Source organism: Shewanella sp. SP1S1-7 (genome assembly GCF_031932105.1).
GTDB classification, from domain to species: domain Bacteria; phylum Pseudomonadota; class Gammaproteobacteria; order Enterobacterales; family Shewanellaceae; genus Shewanella; species Shewanella baltica.
Genome location: NZ_JAUOEU010000031.1, coordinates 43,257 through 59,508, shown reverse-complemented (window position 1 = coordinate 59,508; position 16,252 = coordinate 43,257). Strand labels below are relative to the sequence as shown.

Annotated in this window: 15 protein-coding genes; 8 read left to right on the top strand and 7 right to left on the bottom strand. The window is 44.0% G+C overall.

Annotation, left to right across the window (positions count from 1 at the left end; all coding sequences use genetic code 11):
* Nucleotides 1–397 precede the first annotated feature (397 nt).
* Entirely contained in the window at nucleotides 398–796 is a 399-nt protein-coding gene (locus Q4Q49_RS18905; protein WP_107404664.1) for a hypothetical protein, read from the bottom strand.
* 254 nt (nucleotides 797–1,050) lie between these two features.
* On the opposite strand from Q4Q49_RS18905, the gene Q4Q49_RS18900 reads away from it, so the two are divergent.
* Together Q4Q49_RS18900 and Q4Q49_RS18895 are read left to right on the top strand one after the other, a co-directional pair.
* Nucleotides 1,051–1,839, top strand: coding sequence for a type IV toxin-antitoxin system AbiEi family antitoxin domain-containing protein (locus tag Q4Q49_RS18900; RefSeq protein ID WP_312000133.1), 789 nt, complete (start codon nucleotides 1,051–1,053; stop codon nucleotides 1,837–1,839).
* Nucleotides 1,832–2,767 (top strand): nucleotidyl transferase AbiEii/AbiGii toxin family protein, encoded by a 936-nt coding sequence (locus tag Q4Q49_RS18895; RefSeq protein WP_312000132.1) that lies wholly within the window; start codon nucleotides 1,832–1,834, stop codon nucleotides 2,765–2,767. Before Q4Q49_RS18900 ends, Q4Q49_RS18895 begins: the two co-directional genes overlap by 8 nt.
* A 119-nt stretch (nucleotides 2,768–2,886) precedes the next feature.
* Here Q4Q49_RS18895 and Q4Q49_RS18890 read toward each other — a convergent pair whose 3' ends face one another.
* The 3 genes from Q4Q49_RS18890 to Q4Q49_RS18880 all read right to left on the bottom strand — a co-directional run bounded on the left by Q4Q49_RS18890 (nucleotide 2,887) and on the right by Q4Q49_RS18880 (nucleotide 4,540).
* Nucleotides 2,887–3,297: a hypothetical protein gene (locus Q4Q49_RS18890; RefSeq protein WP_107404661.1), complete on the bottom strand. Its 411-nt coding sequence runs from the start codon at nucleotides 3,295–3,297 to the stop codon at nucleotides 2,887–2,889.
* 36 nt (nucleotides 3,298–3,333) lie between these two features.
* Nucleotides 3,334–3,591, bottom strand: a complete 258-nt coding sequence (locus Q4Q49_RS18885; protein ID WP_107404660.1) for a hypothetical protein — start codon at nucleotides 3,589–3,591, stop codon at nucleotides 3,334–3,336.
* 568 nt (nucleotides 3,592–4,159) lie between these two features.
* The gene (locus Q4Q49_RS18880) at nucleotides 4,160–4,540 is read right to left on the bottom strand and encodes a helix-turn-helix domain-containing protein (RefSeq protein ID WP_220592854.1); all 381 of its coding nucleotides are present in this window, start codon (nucleotides 4,538–4,540) and stop codon (nucleotides 4,160–4,162) included.
* An 89-nt stretch (nucleotides 4,541–4,629) separates the two neighbouring features.
* Here Q4Q49_RS18880 and Q4Q49_RS18875 point away from each other — a divergent pair, with 89 nt between their 5' ends.
* From Q4Q49_RS18875 to Q4Q49_RS18850, 6 genes are all read left to right on the top strand, one after another.
* On the top strand, nucleotides 4,630–5,115 hold the full coding sequence (locus Q4Q49_RS18875; RefSeq protein ID WP_312000121.1) for a DUF2938 domain-containing protein: 486 nt from the start codon (nucleotides 4,630–4,632) through the stop codon (nucleotides 5,113–5,115).
* 288 nt (nucleotides 5,116–5,403) lie between these two features.
* Nucleotides 5,404–6,120, top strand: a complete 717-nt coding sequence (locus Q4Q49_RS18870; protein ID WP_312000119.1) for an SDR family oxidoreductase — start codon at nucleotides 5,404–5,406, stop codon at nucleotides 6,118–6,120.
* Between the two features lie 742 nt (nucleotides 6,121–6,862).
* The gene (locus tag Q4Q49_RS18865) at nucleotides 6,863–8,179 is read left to right on the top strand and encodes a hypothetical protein (protein ID WP_012587774.1); all 1,317 of its coding nucleotides are present in this window, start codon (nucleotides 6,863–6,865) and stop codon (nucleotides 8,177–8,179) included.
* Nucleotides 8,180–8,198: 19 nt separating this feature from the next.
* Nucleotides 8,199–8,729 carry a hypothetical protein gene (locus Q4Q49_RS18860; protein WP_006087243.1) on the top strand — a complete coding sequence of 177 codons (531 nt, stop codon included), beginning with the start codon at nucleotides 8,199–8,201 and terminating at the stop codon, nucleotides 8,727–8,729.
* Nucleotides 8,726–10,714 carry a GMC family oxidoreductase gene (locus Q4Q49_RS18855; RefSeq protein ID WP_312000117.1) on the top strand — a complete coding sequence of 663 codons (1,989 nt, stop codon included), beginning with the start codon at nucleotides 8,726–8,728 and terminating at the stop codon, nucleotides 10,712–10,714. The genes Q4Q49_RS18860 and Q4Q49_RS18855 overlap by 4 nt, the downstream gene beginning before the upstream one ends.
* Before the next feature lie 108 nt (nucleotides 10,715–10,822).
* Nucleotides 10,823–11,836, top strand: coding sequence for a hypothetical protein (locus Q4Q49_RS18850; protein WP_312000115.1), 1,014 nt, complete (start codon nucleotides 10,823–10,825; stop codon nucleotides 11,834–11,836).
* A 183-nt stretch (nucleotides 11,837–12,019) separates the two neighbouring features.
* Here the strand turns inward: Q4Q49_RS18850 and Q4Q49_RS18845 are convergent, their stop codons facing one another.
* The 3 genes from Q4Q49_RS18845 to yfcC all read right to left on the bottom strand — a co-directional run bounded on the left by Q4Q49_RS18845 (nucleotide 12,020) and on the right by yfcC (nucleotide 16,212).
* Complete coding sequence (locus Q4Q49_RS18845; protein WP_312000137.1) at nucleotides 12,020–12,877, bottom strand: DMT family transporter; 858 nt, start codon at nucleotides 12,875–12,877, stop codon at nucleotides 12,020–12,022.
* A gap of 720 nt (nucleotides 12,878–13,597) precedes the next feature.
* The gene (iadA, locus tag Q4Q49_RS18840; protein WP_063884321.1) at nucleotides 13,598–14,767 is read right to left on the bottom strand and encodes a beta-aspartyl-peptidase; all 1,170 of its coding nucleotides are present in this window, start codon (nucleotides 14,765–14,767) and stop codon (nucleotides 13,598–13,600) included.
* Nucleotides 14,767–16,212: a putative basic amino acid antiporter YfcC gene (yfcC, locus tag Q4Q49_RS18835; protein WP_312000113.1), complete on the bottom strand. Its 1,446-nt coding sequence runs from the start codon at nucleotides 16,210–16,212 to the stop codon at nucleotides 14,767–14,769. The genes iadA and yfcC overlap by 1 nt, the downstream gene beginning before the upstream one ends.
* Nucleotides 16,213–16,252 lie beyond the last annotated feature (40 nt).

Below are 16,252 nucleotides of genomic sequence, written 5' to 3'. Positions count from 1 at the left end.
AACAAGACATAGGCGAAAGTTAATTAGAAAATATATTGATGACATCTACCATGAATATCCATCTGAAAAACGTTCTAAATTAAAAAGGTTAAATTAGCTAAATAGCCACATAACAAGCTAAGTCAACGGGACAATTTAAGCTGGAGTCTGGCACTTCGTTTCTTATTTATGCCAGATTAAAAGTAATGGACGTTCTCAGCCCGAAAATGGCACAAAACACGCGTTCGCCCTAACTCTCAATTGTCCCAAAGTATTTGTGTTGTCACATGTTGTTAGAGCCTCATCAAATATGATCTATGGACTTAATTCGTACACAAGTTTGATTCAGTATGAAAAGCGAACCCTTTCGGGTTCGCAAGTAAGTGGCTAACGCTTAGCATTACTGCTGAATGTTAGCTTAAGCTTCGGCTTCAATAATCTGCTCAGCCCAGAATTGTTCGGCAGCGTCAAAATAGAGGCTCGGTGGTAACCCGAATATCTGTTGAAACTCCGCGGTAAACAACTCGCAAAAGGCAGAAATATCATCTTTATACATCAACAATAGCATCATCATTTCTAAGCCCATTAAATACTGAGTATCAAACTCAGCATGTTCCTCAAGAAGTGATTTACTGATGCTAATGCCTAAGTGTTGTCCTTTGATGTCGCGATGAAGATAGATATATCGAGTGAATTGTAAGGCTCTAGGATCGTTATCATTTTCGTCAATGTCAGCGAGTAACAAGACGGTACTATGATCATCCCAAGGGCTTTTTGATTTACGTTGATATACGCGAATAAACGGTGACTGACTCATTATTAACTCCTCGTTATTGTCCTTATCAATAACTAGAATTTGGCACCGGAAATTCTGTCGGTTCAGGGGTTAAGTTTAACGTTTTAAGTAAGAATCCCTTCTTAGCCTTTTGCTGGTAACTAATCTTTCCCTCATTCTGCTAGTTTGCATTTTTCGACAAACATGTACCTAGGGTACTAAGTAATTGCAATTTATAAACTCTGCTTCTATAGTTGGTTTAATTTATTCTATATTTTGGTACTTATGGTGCAACTATGTCATCAAAAATAAACTGGCTTATTAATCATACGAGTCCTGGTGCGGTAGTGCTTCAGTCGTGGTTGACACAAAATGAGATCAGCTCATCTTTGGTGAGAAAATATGTGCAGAGTGGTTGGTTGTACAAGATAAGTGCGGGGGTTTACGTTCGTCCTGAGTCAACTGGTAAGTTACAGCCTCATTGGGTTGAAGCGCTCAAGGCTGTGAATGAGCAGCTAAAGCTTCCTGTTCACCTTGCGGGAGTCAGTAGCCTAACGCATCAAGGGCTTAGTCATTATCTTCAACTAAGCAGCGAGCAAGTTTGGGTTGGCTGTCAAAGTAAGCAGGCTTTACCAAAGTGGTTCCGCGAATTGGAGGAGCAAAATTGGCTTTTCTATACCAGTAGCAAGCTGACTCAAACGTTGGAAAAAGACTTTATTACTATAGGGGTGAACAATAGGGAAGTTAAGGCAAGTTGTGCGGAGCTTGCAGCCTATGAGGTCGTCAATGCCATTGGCAAACATATCAGTTTTGAGCATGCCGCGGAGCTGTTTCAAGGGTTAGTGAATCTCAGCCCACGTAAAATACAGTCAATACTGAATCGAAGTGAAGCCGTACAAGCTAATCGCGTATTTCTCTTTTTAGGCCACTACTATCAACACCAGTGGAGCAAAAGGCTAGATGTGCAGCAAATCACGCTAGGCGCGGGAAAGCGTCAGGTGGTGGCTCATGGCCGTTACGATGGACGGTATCAAATAACAGTGCCTGCATCGTTTATTAAGACAGAAGAAAATCAATATGAATAAGTCATCGATATACTACCAGCAAGTGACCTTGCTTATTCGGATGCTGCCGCTCGTCGCCCAAGAGAAGGTATTTGCCCTAAAGGGCGGTACGGCTATCAACCTATTTGTACGCAACTTCCCACGCTTATCGGTTGATATCGATTTGGCTTATCTTCCTTTGGAGCCAAGGGAACAAGCGCTACAAAGTGTGAAGGAAGCGCTTGGTCGTTTGACTGCGAAGATCAATCTACAACCGAACCTTAGTGCAGTATTTCAAGACAATAAATATGATGAGCTCAGGGTTGTCGTGACAAGTGATAGGGTGACAATAAAAATTGAAGTCTCTCCTGTTGCGAGAGGTACGCTACACAAAGCGGTATTAATGCCAGTCGTTGAGTTAGTTGAAGAAGAATTTGGGTATGCAGAGATACCGGTTGTAAGCCTGCCTGATCTATACGGTGGTAAGTTATGTGCAGCGATGGATAGGCAGCACCCAAGGGATCTTTTCGATGTGAAAATGCTGCTGTCGGAAGAGGGGATCAGTCGAGAGATTTTAGTCGGCTTTCTCACTTATACACTTAGCCATCCAAGACCCATTAATGAAGTGATGTCTCCACGTTGGAAACCGCTTGATGAAAGCTTTCAAACTGAATTCAATGGAATGACGACAAAGCCGATTAAACTCGATGAGCTGATTTTAACTCGCTCAGAAATGCTCACAGCGTTGCAGCATCACTTTACTGCAAAAGATAGAGACTTTTTATTATCCTTTAAACAGGGTCAGCCTGATTGGTCATTGTTTGATGAACCGAGCGTTGCGGCACTACCTGCGGTGAGATGGAAGCTATTGAATATCCAAAACCTAGCGAAAAATAAATCCAAGCATCAAGAACAACTGATTAAACTGGCTGATGTATTGGAGACGTGGGTTGCAGGTCGGATATTGTAATGTGCAGTGTATTGTCGATTTTATCTGATAGTTCGCTGTTTGTGGGCGTTGGCGACTTAGATTGAGCTAAGGCTATAAGCAAATAAAAAAAGCGAACCGTGAGGTTCGCTAGTAGGTGATTATTGAGGCGCGTTAGATTGCACTTCAATAATCTGCTTTTCCCAATATTGTTCCGCGGCTTCAAAGTAGACTGTCGGGTGATACCCTAAGACATACTCAAACTCTGCGGCAAATAATTGGCAAAAATTTGTTATATCATCAACATACATGAGCAAAAGCTGCATCATTTCTAAGTCGTTTAAAAACTGAGAGCTAAACTCAGGGTGCTCCTCAAAAATAGATTGGCTAATACTCACACCTAGAACATGTCCATCTATATTTAGGTGAAGATAAATGTAGCGTGTAAACAGCAGCTCTATTGAGGTTTGGTCGTTCAGTTTAATATCTGCAAGTAACACGACTTTGCAGTGTTCATGCCAAGGACTAAATGTTTTAAGCTGATTTACATGAATAAAAGTTGAGTGTTCCATTTGTTACTCCTATTGGTTTGGCCTTTCAACTTTTACTTAGGTCTGCACCATGGAACTTAGCCCTGTTTGCATAAATTGCTCAGCAAATGAAATTGCGAGTTCAATCTGAACGACGGACATTTTTTCACGCACTAAGCGTTGTTTAAGCATGTGCAGGAGTATTTCTTGCTCAACGTTGTCCTCGTAAGAAAAGGTGTTGCTATCAGGCATCTCTTTTTTAATTACATAGGTCATCAATTCGAAGACCATCAGCAGATTGTGGGCTTGTTGTTCAAACGCAGTCGATTGCATCATCGTGGTTTCTCGCTTTGCAGGAAAGTATGTCCTGAATAACTAGAAACATGGTGTGATAAATTGTCGTATTTGGGGATTCAATGGTTCAGTTTTGTGCAAAACATCTGTGTGAATTTAAAATTTTTTTCTGAGTGTTAAGAAGATCCCGAGTGGGATCTCTTTGGGAACTTTTTGGGATCCAAACAGGTTCTTATAGACCCTCACAGACCCTCCGAAAGCCACATAAATGGCGCTAATACGGTACTTTAGAGGGTTCGACTCCCTCTCTCGCCAAATTAAAGCAAAGGGAATCAGTATTTTACTGATTCCCTTTGTTGCTTTGGGACCTATTTTGGACCATTTCAGGGTGTTCTAGTCCGTTATTATCCTCACTAAAATCCATCATTTCAGAGATACGATTAGCCATTCTTTGTGAGTCCTTAGGTATCCATTTGCAATAATGTTTTTTAATCATTGTGATATCGCTATGGCCTAATGGTCTTGTAAGCCATCTAAGTGTTATCTAGTTTAAAGATACTACTGCTTTTAAATAGAGCAAGTGATTGATTTCTCTACTTAATCAAAGCTATTAAGGCTTTGCCGACTTCATGAGTTTTTGAAATGAGAGGCAGGCTAAATGATCAGACTGTGGGCAATTCGCGACATGGTTAAGACTATCTCGTATTGCTTTCAGTTGCTTAATTTTTACATCAATATCAGAGGCTTTTTGCGCCAGTAAAGTGCGGTCAATGGCCAATTCATCGGATTCATTAAACATCGTCGTTATTTCGTTTAATGATAAGCCTGCAATACGACCAAGTGTGATGATATTCAATTTATTAATGATCTTAGGGGCATATTGGCGTCTAAGTCCTTTTCTGCCAATGGATTGAATAAGTCCAATTTTTTCATAATATCTCAGTGTTGAAGGAGCTAATCCCGATTCGTGTGAAACATCTGCAATATCCATAAAATGCACTCTTGACCTAAAGTTGACTTCAAGTTGTACCATACCTGAACTATATCAATCTCAGGAACAAATACAAAGTGGAGTACCAAATGGCGATTTGGCTACAGGTGATGTTAGTAGGCACAGGTGCCACATTAGTGATGGATGTATGGTCATGGTGGCAAAGAAATGTACTTCGTATGCCAACGCTTGACTATGCATTTGTGGGACGTTGGTTTATTTTCATTTACAGAGGCCAGCTGGTTCATCGACCTATTATGGTGACTCCATCAGTGAGAGGAGAAGCTTCTATAGGTTGGTTTCTGCATTATTTGAGCGGTATTATTTTCGCTTTGGTTCATGTAATGATTTTCGGGGATATGTGGTTATCTGAGCCAACGTTAATACCTGCGCTAGTTACTGGTATTGTGACCCTAGTGTTCCCTTTCTGTCTCATTCAACCTTGTTTGGGATTCGGGTTTGCGGCAAGTAAAACGCCTTCGCCATGGAAAGCACGCGGGTTAAATTTGTTGACCCATAGCGTTTATGGGGCAGGCTTATTTATTACAGCCTTAAGCCTTAATTATTTATTCTAATTGCTCACATCGTCTTATTTTAGGTTATGCAATAGACTCCAATTTAAATGGGTAAACTGATTTTGGTTATTTTGATAACCCTATAATGCTTGCTTACTGAGTTTCAACATCAATTTGAGTGAGAACAGTGGGTGCAGTGTATTCCATTTCCTTGGGGCAAATGCTCAATTGCAAACGGTTCAGTTTCATTTAATACAGTTAGTTAACCATGTGCGTATTGCTGGCCTATTAGCATAAATACGCTTGTGTACTCGTTAATGGTTTCGATCCGATGGAGAGTTTAACATTATGAAATTGATGGTTGTTGGAGCGGGTAGAGGTCTTGGCCGCGCTTTTGTTGAGGGATTATGTACTGCGGGTGACACTGTTATTGGTGTTTCACGCAGCCAACCCAGCGATCTCAATTTACCCGCCTGCGTTGAGGTCGAATGGATTAATGTAGACATGAGTTCGCCATTAGAAGCCGTTCGATTGATTGAGCAGCAAACTCCGGCGCAACTGGATGTACTCATTTATAATCTTGGAGTATGGGAACCTTCAGCCTTCACCGACGAGTACAGCTTCCTTGACGATGAGGATCAAAGTATTGTCGATATGGTAAATATTAATATCACGGGCACAATTATTCTGCTTAAGCGCTTGATCCCTAAATTACTCAACTCTGCTAAACCTCAGTTAATCCTTACGGGCTCAACATCTGGACTACGCCAAAGCGGGCGTCCAGAAGTGACGTTTAATGCGTCAAAATTTGCTCTTACCGGTATTAGTGACGCATTGCGAGAGGGTTTTAGAGAAGAGGGTCTGGCTGTAACTTGCTTGCAGCTGGGTTATCTCAATACGGAGGATACGCTTGTAACATCCATTGACGAAGCTGCTCAGCGAGGTGATGGCACCCTTGTGCCAGTGCACGATGTTGTCAACCTTGTTCGAACTCTCCTGAGCTTGTCAGATGCATCTTATGTGCGTGAACTGTTACTTCCGGCGATTCGTGATGAAAGATTTTAAGTCTTGTTAAACAGTATTGAGCCAGCTGCGTTACATGCGCTGGCTCATGCTTTATGTCCGCTTTACCAAGTAACCATACCTTAGTTTAAGTACAGCCTCTTCCTTTCTGCAAATCCAACAAATCTCCCGTTTCAAACTTGACAATAAGTCAATTGTAAACAATTTTTTAACTTAGCATGTTTTCAGAAGGTAACTTTTCTTCTACCAGAATAGAATTAGTTTCACTGTAAAAATGTAGGTATATCTTATCTTTCACGGAGCTAATAGGATTTCAATAAGCATCTGGTTTTAATTGAATTATCTAGGCTCAAGGTATCGTGATAACACGCTGTCATGAAAAGGATTTTCAATGAAAGACGTTCATCATTATCCATATCAGTCGCTTCAGATCTGTTCTGTAGACCAGCGGGAGCGCTCAAAAAAACAAACTAAAATCGCATTATGCACACCCATTTATCTGGACTTGGCAGAGGCTAAGTCCTGCACGCGACTTGTACCTTGATATCGGCGCTAGGTATGCAGAGATGCTGCTGAGTACTTATGTTTTTCGTTGTCAAAGTAAGGTTAAAGCAAGCTAAACCGCGATTTTTTGCATCGAACGAGTCCGTGATGAAGTCATCACACTGTTATATAGCAGAGTTCGGCTGGCTTGTGCACCTTAGGCAAACAACAGAGGATTAATCGTTTCTATAGCATTAATGATGGTGAGTGATAAGTTTCAACAACAAGGAGAGTTAATTTCATGTATATCAAATACTTTAGTTATAGCGCGTTGTTCTTGTGTATGAGTGCGACCGTGCAAGCGGAATCGCCAGCCGTTACCAAAGCCGCCGCAAGTTTACCAACCTTAAGCCCGGTTATACCATTGGAAATCGCTGCAAAACCGCCTTTCTCTCTTGAGAGTTTGCAACATGATTTTGATGATTTTTCTTGGCAATCCTTTATCGCACTGAATTGGCCTGCCAATGCCGATGGTACACCCAATACCATGTCCACCATTGGGCAAAAAACGAACCAGCCAGTCGTGTGGCTCCATTGGAAGGAAAGCCGGGAGATTTTTTTACCCGATGGCGTAAAACCACCTGGATGGGATCAGTCCAATAATGTGCCGGATGTTTGCAAAAGTATTGATCCCAAGTCCATTCCTCAAGGGACTATTTATTTAACGCAAGTAGGTAAAACCCCGAATGTGTTGGATGAAAGTGGTGAGCCTTTTACAACGGGTCCATTGATTGATCAAAACGGGCTTTATACCCGTTATGAAATATTAACCAATGAAACCATGTTCAATTTTATTTTGGACAATAACCTCTACAGTAAAAAAGGCCAGAAACAGTTTAATGCCGATGTTGATTTTACCGCGAGCGACAGTAAAACCGGGCAGGTAGGTTCTATCATGCTTAAGGCCTCATGGATAAAAATGGGCGGCAAGTTTGATGCGACAAATTACTATACGACTTACGCGCTAGTTTATAACAATCCAGAAGAGCAACACGGGGTCAAGCCCGCGTGTGCGCTTGAACAAGTCGGTTTAGTCGGGTTTCACATTGCCCACAAAACCACAGGCGAACCACAATGGATTTGGTCTACTTTTGAGCATGTCGCTAACGCGCCAACCCAAGGAGAGTCAGCATCATTGTCGGCATATAATTTTTACGATGCTAAATGTACTGACTGCAAAGTCAATGAACCCCCAGCACGCCCGTGGGATCCGGCAAACCCGCACACTAAACCAACTCAAGTGGAACGCGTCATTCCTATTACTGCCGACGCTAAAGCCTTAAATGCCAGTTATCACGCTGCACTCGACGCTGTGGTGCCGGGATCGGTATGGATGAATTACGAATTGGTCAGTACGCAATGGCCTACCGATGCTAAAAATCCCACCGATCCAACGGGCGTGCCTGCTCCCTCATTTTTAGCGAACACTACGCTCGAAACTTATATACAGGGTTCGGTAAAGCAAACATCAAGCAGCTGTATGGCTTGTCACAATAATGCGGCAACCACTAACGGTAATTTTGCTGATTTCACTTACTTGCTGCAACGCGCGCAATAATTTATGAAAGGAACTCATCATGACTGATATTACAGGCGCGACTGCCGACACTATGAATAATTTTATTGGTTTGAGCGCGGTATTAACCGGCTTTGCAACCAGTATTATTGCCCCGACGTTGGATCCCGTGGATATTAAATCCGAATACTTACCTGTGTTTACGCAAAAAATAACCGAAGAGTCGAAGGACCCAACCTTAGTGACTACTATTCTGCAAAAATATGCGGCGTTAAAAGCGCAGCAATTATCAGATCAACAAATTGGAACGCAAATGCTGGCACCAGACAACGGGACGAATTTTGTGTTGGCCTGTCGTAAATTGATTTTTATGTGGTACTCAGGTGCATGGCCAACCATTATTCCCGCGACGGATAAAGATCCGGAGACCACAGTTAGCGATATGATTTCGGCAAAAAGTTATACCACGGGTCTAGTCTGGCAAGTTATGCAGGCGCATCCGATGGGTGATTCAAATTATCGTTACGGCTATTGGGCAAAACCACCCGCAGCACTGTCGGCATATACGGGTCATCAAGGAGGTGCAGTATGAGCGCTCAAACCAATTACGATGTCATTATTGTGGGCTCTGGTATTGCGGGCTCTATCATGGCTTATCAACTGGGGATGGCGGGGAAAAAAGTATTAATCCTCGAAGCAGGGCAGGAAGTGCCTGTTGATCGCAGTGGTTACATGGAAACCTTTTTTAAAGCCAATGCCAAAACACCTGAATCACCTTATCCTCCTACTACGCAAAATCCAGCGGCATCGACGGCGGATAATCCACTCGGGCTGCCTGATCCTGCGAAGGAAAATGTGCCGCGTTATACCGTGTTGCAAATTGGCGCATGGCGCAATCCAAAGCAATGTTATTTCGACTACACACCGCAGCCTGAGCATTTGAAACCAGACAGTCCTGAAGCAAAGTTTGCTTTTGCCAGTTCTTATGAGCGCATTGGTGGCGGCACAACTTGGCACTGGCTAGGAACCAGTTTGCATCTATTGCCCAATGATTTTGAATTGCAAACCCAGTATAAGCAGGGCGTGGATTGGCCCGGTGGAAAACAATTTTATCAGGCGCTGGTTCCTTACTATGAACAGGCGACCAATGAGATTGGCGTCGCCGGTGACAAAGAGGCGATGGATCAGCTTTATCGAGGATTTAATGTTTCACCGGATGGCGTTTATGGGGCAAATTACGATTATCCCATGCCTGGTATTGTTTCATCTTTAGTCGATCAACAATACGAACAAGCGGTGAGCGATATGGTGTACGACAAGATTCAATTGTCAGTTACGCCAACCCCTCAGGGGCGTAATTCATTACCGGGTGAACGCCGTCAATGTGCGGGTAACACAAATTGTATTCCTATTTGCCCTATCCAAGCCAAATACGATGCCACTGTGACGCTCGGGCGAGCATTGCAAACCGGCAATATTGATGTGTTTTATCGTCACGTCGCGACAAATGTTCAAGTGGATGAAAACACAAAAGATGTTGTTGGTATCGACTATGTGACCTATCAAACTCACGGAGGGATAGCGACGGGCGGCGGTACTGTTACGGCTAAAAAATATGTGATTGCCGCTCACGCGATTGAGACGCCAAAATTATTGCTCATGTCTAAGCGTAATAAAGCCTGTCCGAACGGTGTTGCCAACCATAGCGATCAAGTTGGGCGTAATTTGATGGATCACATCATGTATTTGGCCTGGGGATTGGCGAAAGATCCTGTCTATGGTTTTCGAGGACCTCTATCTACTGCGGGCATTGAAAGTTTACGCGATGGCGCCTTTCGTAAAGATCGTGCCGCCTATCGTATTGAAATCGGCAATGAGGGTTGGCAGTGGGCCGCTAATGATCCATTCACTACCTTAGCCGACTTTATATTTGGTCAAAATAATTCGCAATTAAATGGGGATTCTGTCAACCAACAGGGTATTCCATTGCGCTTTGACCCGGCAATGCCCGCAAATAGCAGCTTATTTGGCGCCTCGTTGGTGAATACCTTAAATGGTATTTACACTCGGCAAATTCGTATGGGCTATCTAATTGAGCAATTGCCTGATCCGGAAAACCGTGTCGAGTTGTCGGAGACGCTGAAAGATAATTTAGGTTTACCGCGCCCCAAATTAACCTATCGAGTCCGTGAAGATTATGTGCGCAACGCATTTGTCTCGGCTAAAGATATTTCCACCAAACTCTTTGATGCCCTTGGTGCGCGCGAATATACCAAGGCTCCGCCTGCGCCGGTTTTCTATGGTGATAAGCGTGAGGTGACGTCGAATAATTTTGAATATCAGGGCAACAATTTTACGTTTTACGGTGCTGGACATATTGTGGGGACGTATCGAATGGGGGACTGCAGAGATACATCTGTGGTGAATCCTCGCCAGCAATCTTGGGATCATAGCAATCTGTTTTTAGTCGGTAGCGGCGTGTTTCCAACGGTTGCGACGGGAAATCCCACCCTCACTTTGGTAGCGTTGGCATTTCAGGCAGCAGATCATGTGTTAGCAGATCTCAAAGCAAGTTAATGCCATTTTATTTTTTAAAGCCTTTAACCGGCTTTTAATTTGCCTGTAAAGAACCGCGTGCTAAATCGGCGCGGTTTTTCAATATCACTCTGTTATCGGAGTATCACGATGAAACATAGTATTTTATTACTGCTGATATCCTGTTTTCTCAGCGCATGCAGTGCTCATTCAACAACACCTGACCCGCTCAGCTTGTACCGCGAGTTGACCCGCGATAAATCGCAATTAGATGTGCGTATTGGGGCGGCGAATCAATACAGCGCTTCCGAGAAAATCTGTTTAGATGCGCAATGCGATGCAGATGGCAATAACTGCAAGCCCATCACTGTGCCCGCACCCAGCCCGTTGATGACCAATAGCGATGACCAAAACTACTATCAGCTCACGCAGGATAGTGCTGGTTTTTCTCACTATGGAGCCCAATCCCAGTATGCCACTGATATTGAAACCTTGCGCAAACGGTTAGATGATCTGATGTGGTCCTTTAAAAAAAGCGGCTTAATCGATGCACTCAAACAGCAGAAAAAAACGCCAGCATTGATGTTTGATATTGATAATACACTGGAATTTAGCGCTGCAATTGATTCCGAACCAACGGGCAAGGGGCCAGCAATTCAGGGCGTGGTTGATTTTGCTAAACAATGGTGTTTTAAAGACGGTGTTGATTGTTATTTTGTCACGGCCCGTAATTGTGAAAACCAAAGTGCTAAACCCACTCAGTATTGGCTTGAAAATAACATGGGCCTTGATGCCAAGGTCGTAGATAGGTTCACCTATTTTTCACGCAACACCAAACAGCTGGTGTGCAGTAATTTACCCACACCAGCACCCAATGTTGCATATAAAGATATTGTGCGCGAGGCGCTGGAAACTGAGCGAAAGGTATTTTGGTTAATGAGTATCGGCGACCAACTAACCGACTCTTTGGGTGAACACAGTGGTTTAAAGGTGCGGGTTCCGAATCAGTTCTTCCATGCTGACATTAACCCCAATCAGTTTGCGAGTTATGGTATGGGACGTTGCGGCCCCTTAGAGACAATTGCGCCGCCATTGGAATGCAGTATTGCATTAAAATCACAGGCGCTCGCTGTAACCAACATCAACTACTGCCGTTCACAATAAGATGACTAACGCCGTCCTCGCAGCGCAGCTTAGACAGATTCCATAAGAGCGTTACTCGTTATGTTGGTGTCATAAGGCTGAATCTAGGTTGATTGTGTCGCGCTTGTTTCTGCGCCTTGTCGAGTCAGTTTACTCGACAAGAATTTAGCTGAGATTTCAATTAATGCTATTACTTTCCTCATCTCATGCCGCATTAGGTATGTTATTCGTCGTGGTTCTTTTACGCGTTTGGACTAAGGTATAGCCACCACTTAATACTACGAGTAAGCTCCCTAGAATTGTCAGTAAATCTGGTGATTCGCCAAATATTAATATACCTAATGCTAAGGCAAACAGTAAACGTGTATACCGAAAGGGACTGACGACGGAGACATCTCCAGCGCGCATCGCGATTGTCAGCGCATTGTAGGCCATGACACCAAAGACGATGGCTCCCAGAATTTGTGTTGCCGCAGTGGTACTAAACTGTAAGGGCTCATTTTGGTACATCAGTATGGCTAAGCCAGTCGGAATTAACACAAAAAAGCCATACACCCCAAGTTGCATGTTAGATAACACGGGCGATGCGGCACGTGTTGCGAGATCGCGGCCTGCAAAACCTAAAGTAGCGATAACGGCAAATAAGGAGTTGGCTTCAAAGCCATCAAGTCCAGGGCGAATGATCATCAGTACGCCCACAAAACCTACCAATACCGCAAGCCATCTTTTATGGCCTACTTGTTCACCGAATAACAAGGCTGCGCCAATCATGGCTATCAGAGGTGTGGCTTGCAAAATAGCGGATGCACTTGATAGTGGTGTTAAGGTGATAGCTAAAGCAAAACAGAATCGGCCGATCACTTCACACAATGCGCGTAACAGCATGGGGGGCGATAATGCTGCGGGGTGAAGCACTGTTTCGCCCTTGCGCCAGGTTAACAGTATAAAAATCAACATCCCACCTAGGCCAAATAACGCTAAAATGAGGCCGATAGAGGTGGTTTCTGCTGCAGATTTGATGAGCATGTCTTCAATAGAAAATGCTGCCATCGCAGCCACCATAAACAGACTACCTTTTGTATTATTCAAAATATCTTCCCAACATGTGTAGACTGCGTCTCTAATAAGTATCGACTTGAGAGTGTTGGCTCGATGGAGCAGGCCGCTGAAGTCATGGTATAGCTTATTGTGACCCAAGTTAAACATCATGTGACTCGAGTTAAACATCCTGCGCTCTAAGTTAAACTGCATTTTATGCGCGCTACAGCAGGCTTTCTTTGCTCATCCTAATCGGATTAGCAGCCCAAGTTCGCAGTGTTCTTGGGCTTAAAAGCAAAGGGGATAATAAGAGTAAGCAAGACACTATAATAGATACAGACATGGCTTTTTCATCTATATCAGATGGTTAATTTTGCCTAACGCCGTTACGCGTATCTTGTATGTCCAATATCTGCAAATAGCATAGAGACAAGCTGTTTTGCAGTGGCGTTAATCTGCTGAATATAAAATACTTTTCCTAAATAGGGCAATAAGATGCCCAGTTTTTATGGGATAGTTTGGCTAAAGCGCGGTAACTGTAATGGTGCAGTTCGGGTCTCGATGGCGTAACGTTGCGTGTTTTAAAATGTCAGTCAATCAGCGAGGAGTAGAGTGCGCATTACCAATGCAAACTGCTTTCACCTTGAGAAAATGTGCTTGATGCTCTCTGTTTGCGGGTAATCTTCTTGCATTGCACACAGTTTATGAGTGTGGTGCACGCGCGCCGCGTGCGCCATTATTGAGTTACTGCGATTCAAATGTTCCCCATTTCAGTGCGTTACCTTCATCAACGAGTAGTTGCCCTTTGCTCCATACTTTATCGATATTAAAGTTATCCGTTAATAACACAAAGTCGGCATCGTGTGTTTCGCTTATCCCGCCCTTACTTTTTAGCTTGAGCACACGAGCGGCATTTGAGGTCACTAAAGGAAGCACTTGTTCTAGGGTTAAACCACTGTTAATTAAAGCCACTAGCGCTTCAAATAGGCTGCTGACTTTACCCATTTCTATTCCAATACATTCACCGTCAGAACTAAATATGGGCAGACTAGCATTTCCGTCGGAACTTAAGCTGATTTGACTCAAGTTAACACCTTGCGAAATTGCAAAATGGACCGCATTAACGACCGCGACTTCACCCTCGTTTAAATACTGAGTATTGGTCGACGTCGTGAAATCAATAACCCCACCTTGTCTTGCAAATTCAAGCCCTTGCTCTAATAGCTGTTGGGAGCGATTCATGTGAGTGGGATAGAACTGCGTTAAAGGGATATCAGACTGCTGCGCGATGTGATGCAAAATTTGGATACCAGTTGCACCATCGCCCACATGCACAAACACTATGCCGCCTTTACCGCTGAGCATGCCACCGACTCGGCTTTGCGCTGCGACTCTGGCGAGTTCTGGCACTGTGAGTTGCGATCCTCGGTGATCTGCAATTGCAATTTCACCCACACCAATAACATTGTCGATTAACACCAGATCTTGGGTGATATCGCCAGTAAGCGTCTTTACGGGGTATTCGTAGGAGCCAGTGTAGCAAAAGACAGACAAGCCTTCATATGTGAGCGCTTTCGCTTTGACGACAAGTTCGTTCAAACTGCGGCTAATGGCGTCGGTTCCCAATGCTGCGACGAGCGTAGTTACCCCAGCAAGACTGGCATCTGTTAGTTGCATCTCTGGGGTACGTGTGTGATAACCGCCTTCACCGCCACCGCCTGTGATATGCACTAAGGGATCCACTAAACCTGGGATTAAAGGGCGACCATTGGCTTCGATGATTGTGACTAAGTCTGCATGCTTAAGATCAATGACGGGGGCGATTTTAAGGACTTTCGCCTCGCAAAATAACACGTCGCGTAGCCCTAAAAACTGCGGCGCATAAACGGCGGCGTTACGGATTAAAGTTAACATCAGCTATATCCTGTAATAACGGCAAATAAAATGACGGCACTGGCCATCAAGGTCAGCAATAATTGAAAGCGCCAAATAAGCGCAAGCCATTGAGCGTATGAAATTTTAGCCACACCTAAACAACCCATTAATGAGGCTGAAGTAGGGATCACTAAATTTGTCAGTCCATCACCAAACTGAAAACAAAGCACTGATACTTGGCGGGTGACGCCTGCAATATCGGAAAGCGGCGCCATGATAGGCATGGTCAGGGCGGCTTGACCGGAACCTGATGCGACAAAGAAATTCATAATAGATTGAAATATATACATAACAATGGCAGAGGTGACATCAGGTAACGTTGCTAAGGACTCGCCGGCATAATGTAAGGCAGTGTTAAGAATAGAGGGCTGTTGTGGGTCATCGCCGCCAAGCAATAACACCACACCTTTGGCGAATCCCACAATCATAGCGGCGGGTAACAATTCACTGGCGCCTTTTTGAAAGGCATTTGAGATTTGGTTCAAGCTACGTTTTCGCCAAATAACGGCAATCAGCCCAACAACCAAGGCCAGTGCAAAAAATTGACTGGCGATTTGCGGAATATAATAGCCTTGGCTTACCACTCCCCAAATCACCCACATAATTACGCCGAGTAAACAAAGCAACACGAGAATGTCAAAGTTAGAACATTGGTTATTCAATGAGTTATCATTAGCTTGCACTAGTGTGGTATCTACTGTTGAGCGATGTTTTTTAGCGTAGCGTAGGGTAAAAATTAAGCCGACAACAGTGAAAATAAACCAAGCCGCAATCCGTAAACCAGCGCCAGACATTAAAGGTACACCGGCAATCCCTTGCGCAATGGCCACGCTAAATGGATTCATCCATGAGGTAGCAAATCCAATTTGGGTGGATAAGTAGGTGACCATGACCACAGTTGCTGCTGAGTAACCTAAAGCCTGAAAAAGCGGCAACAGAACAATGCAGAATGCAATGGCCTCTTCACTCATGCCGTATATCGCGCCGCTTAATGAAAATATTATAAACAGTAATGGGATCAGTAATACTTGGCTGCGCTGCAGTTTGGTGATCATCGCCATAATGCATTGCGTAATGGCGCCTGTGTCCATGACGACACCAAAGGCACCCCCCACGATAAGGATAAATGCCATGACGCCAACGGCCGAGCCCATGCGATCGCCTGATGTCATGCCGTCGAAGGCAAAATTGGTCAGCCCCGTTTTGTCGTCGGCTGAAAATAGACTGACATGATGCGCGTTATCGTATGTCATGAAAAACTGTTGTGGGTCGATTCTTTGAGTGATGTTGCCAGCGCTATCAACAATATCGACCATAGCAAACCAACCCGCAGGAAACAGGTAACTGCTTATTGCGGCGGCTAAAACGATAAAAAATAAAATAACAAAAGCGTCGGGCATTGTCCTTGCAGTAGGTAATTTCATCCTAATGTGCCTTTATAAAGGGTCAGAACAAAGCATTGGC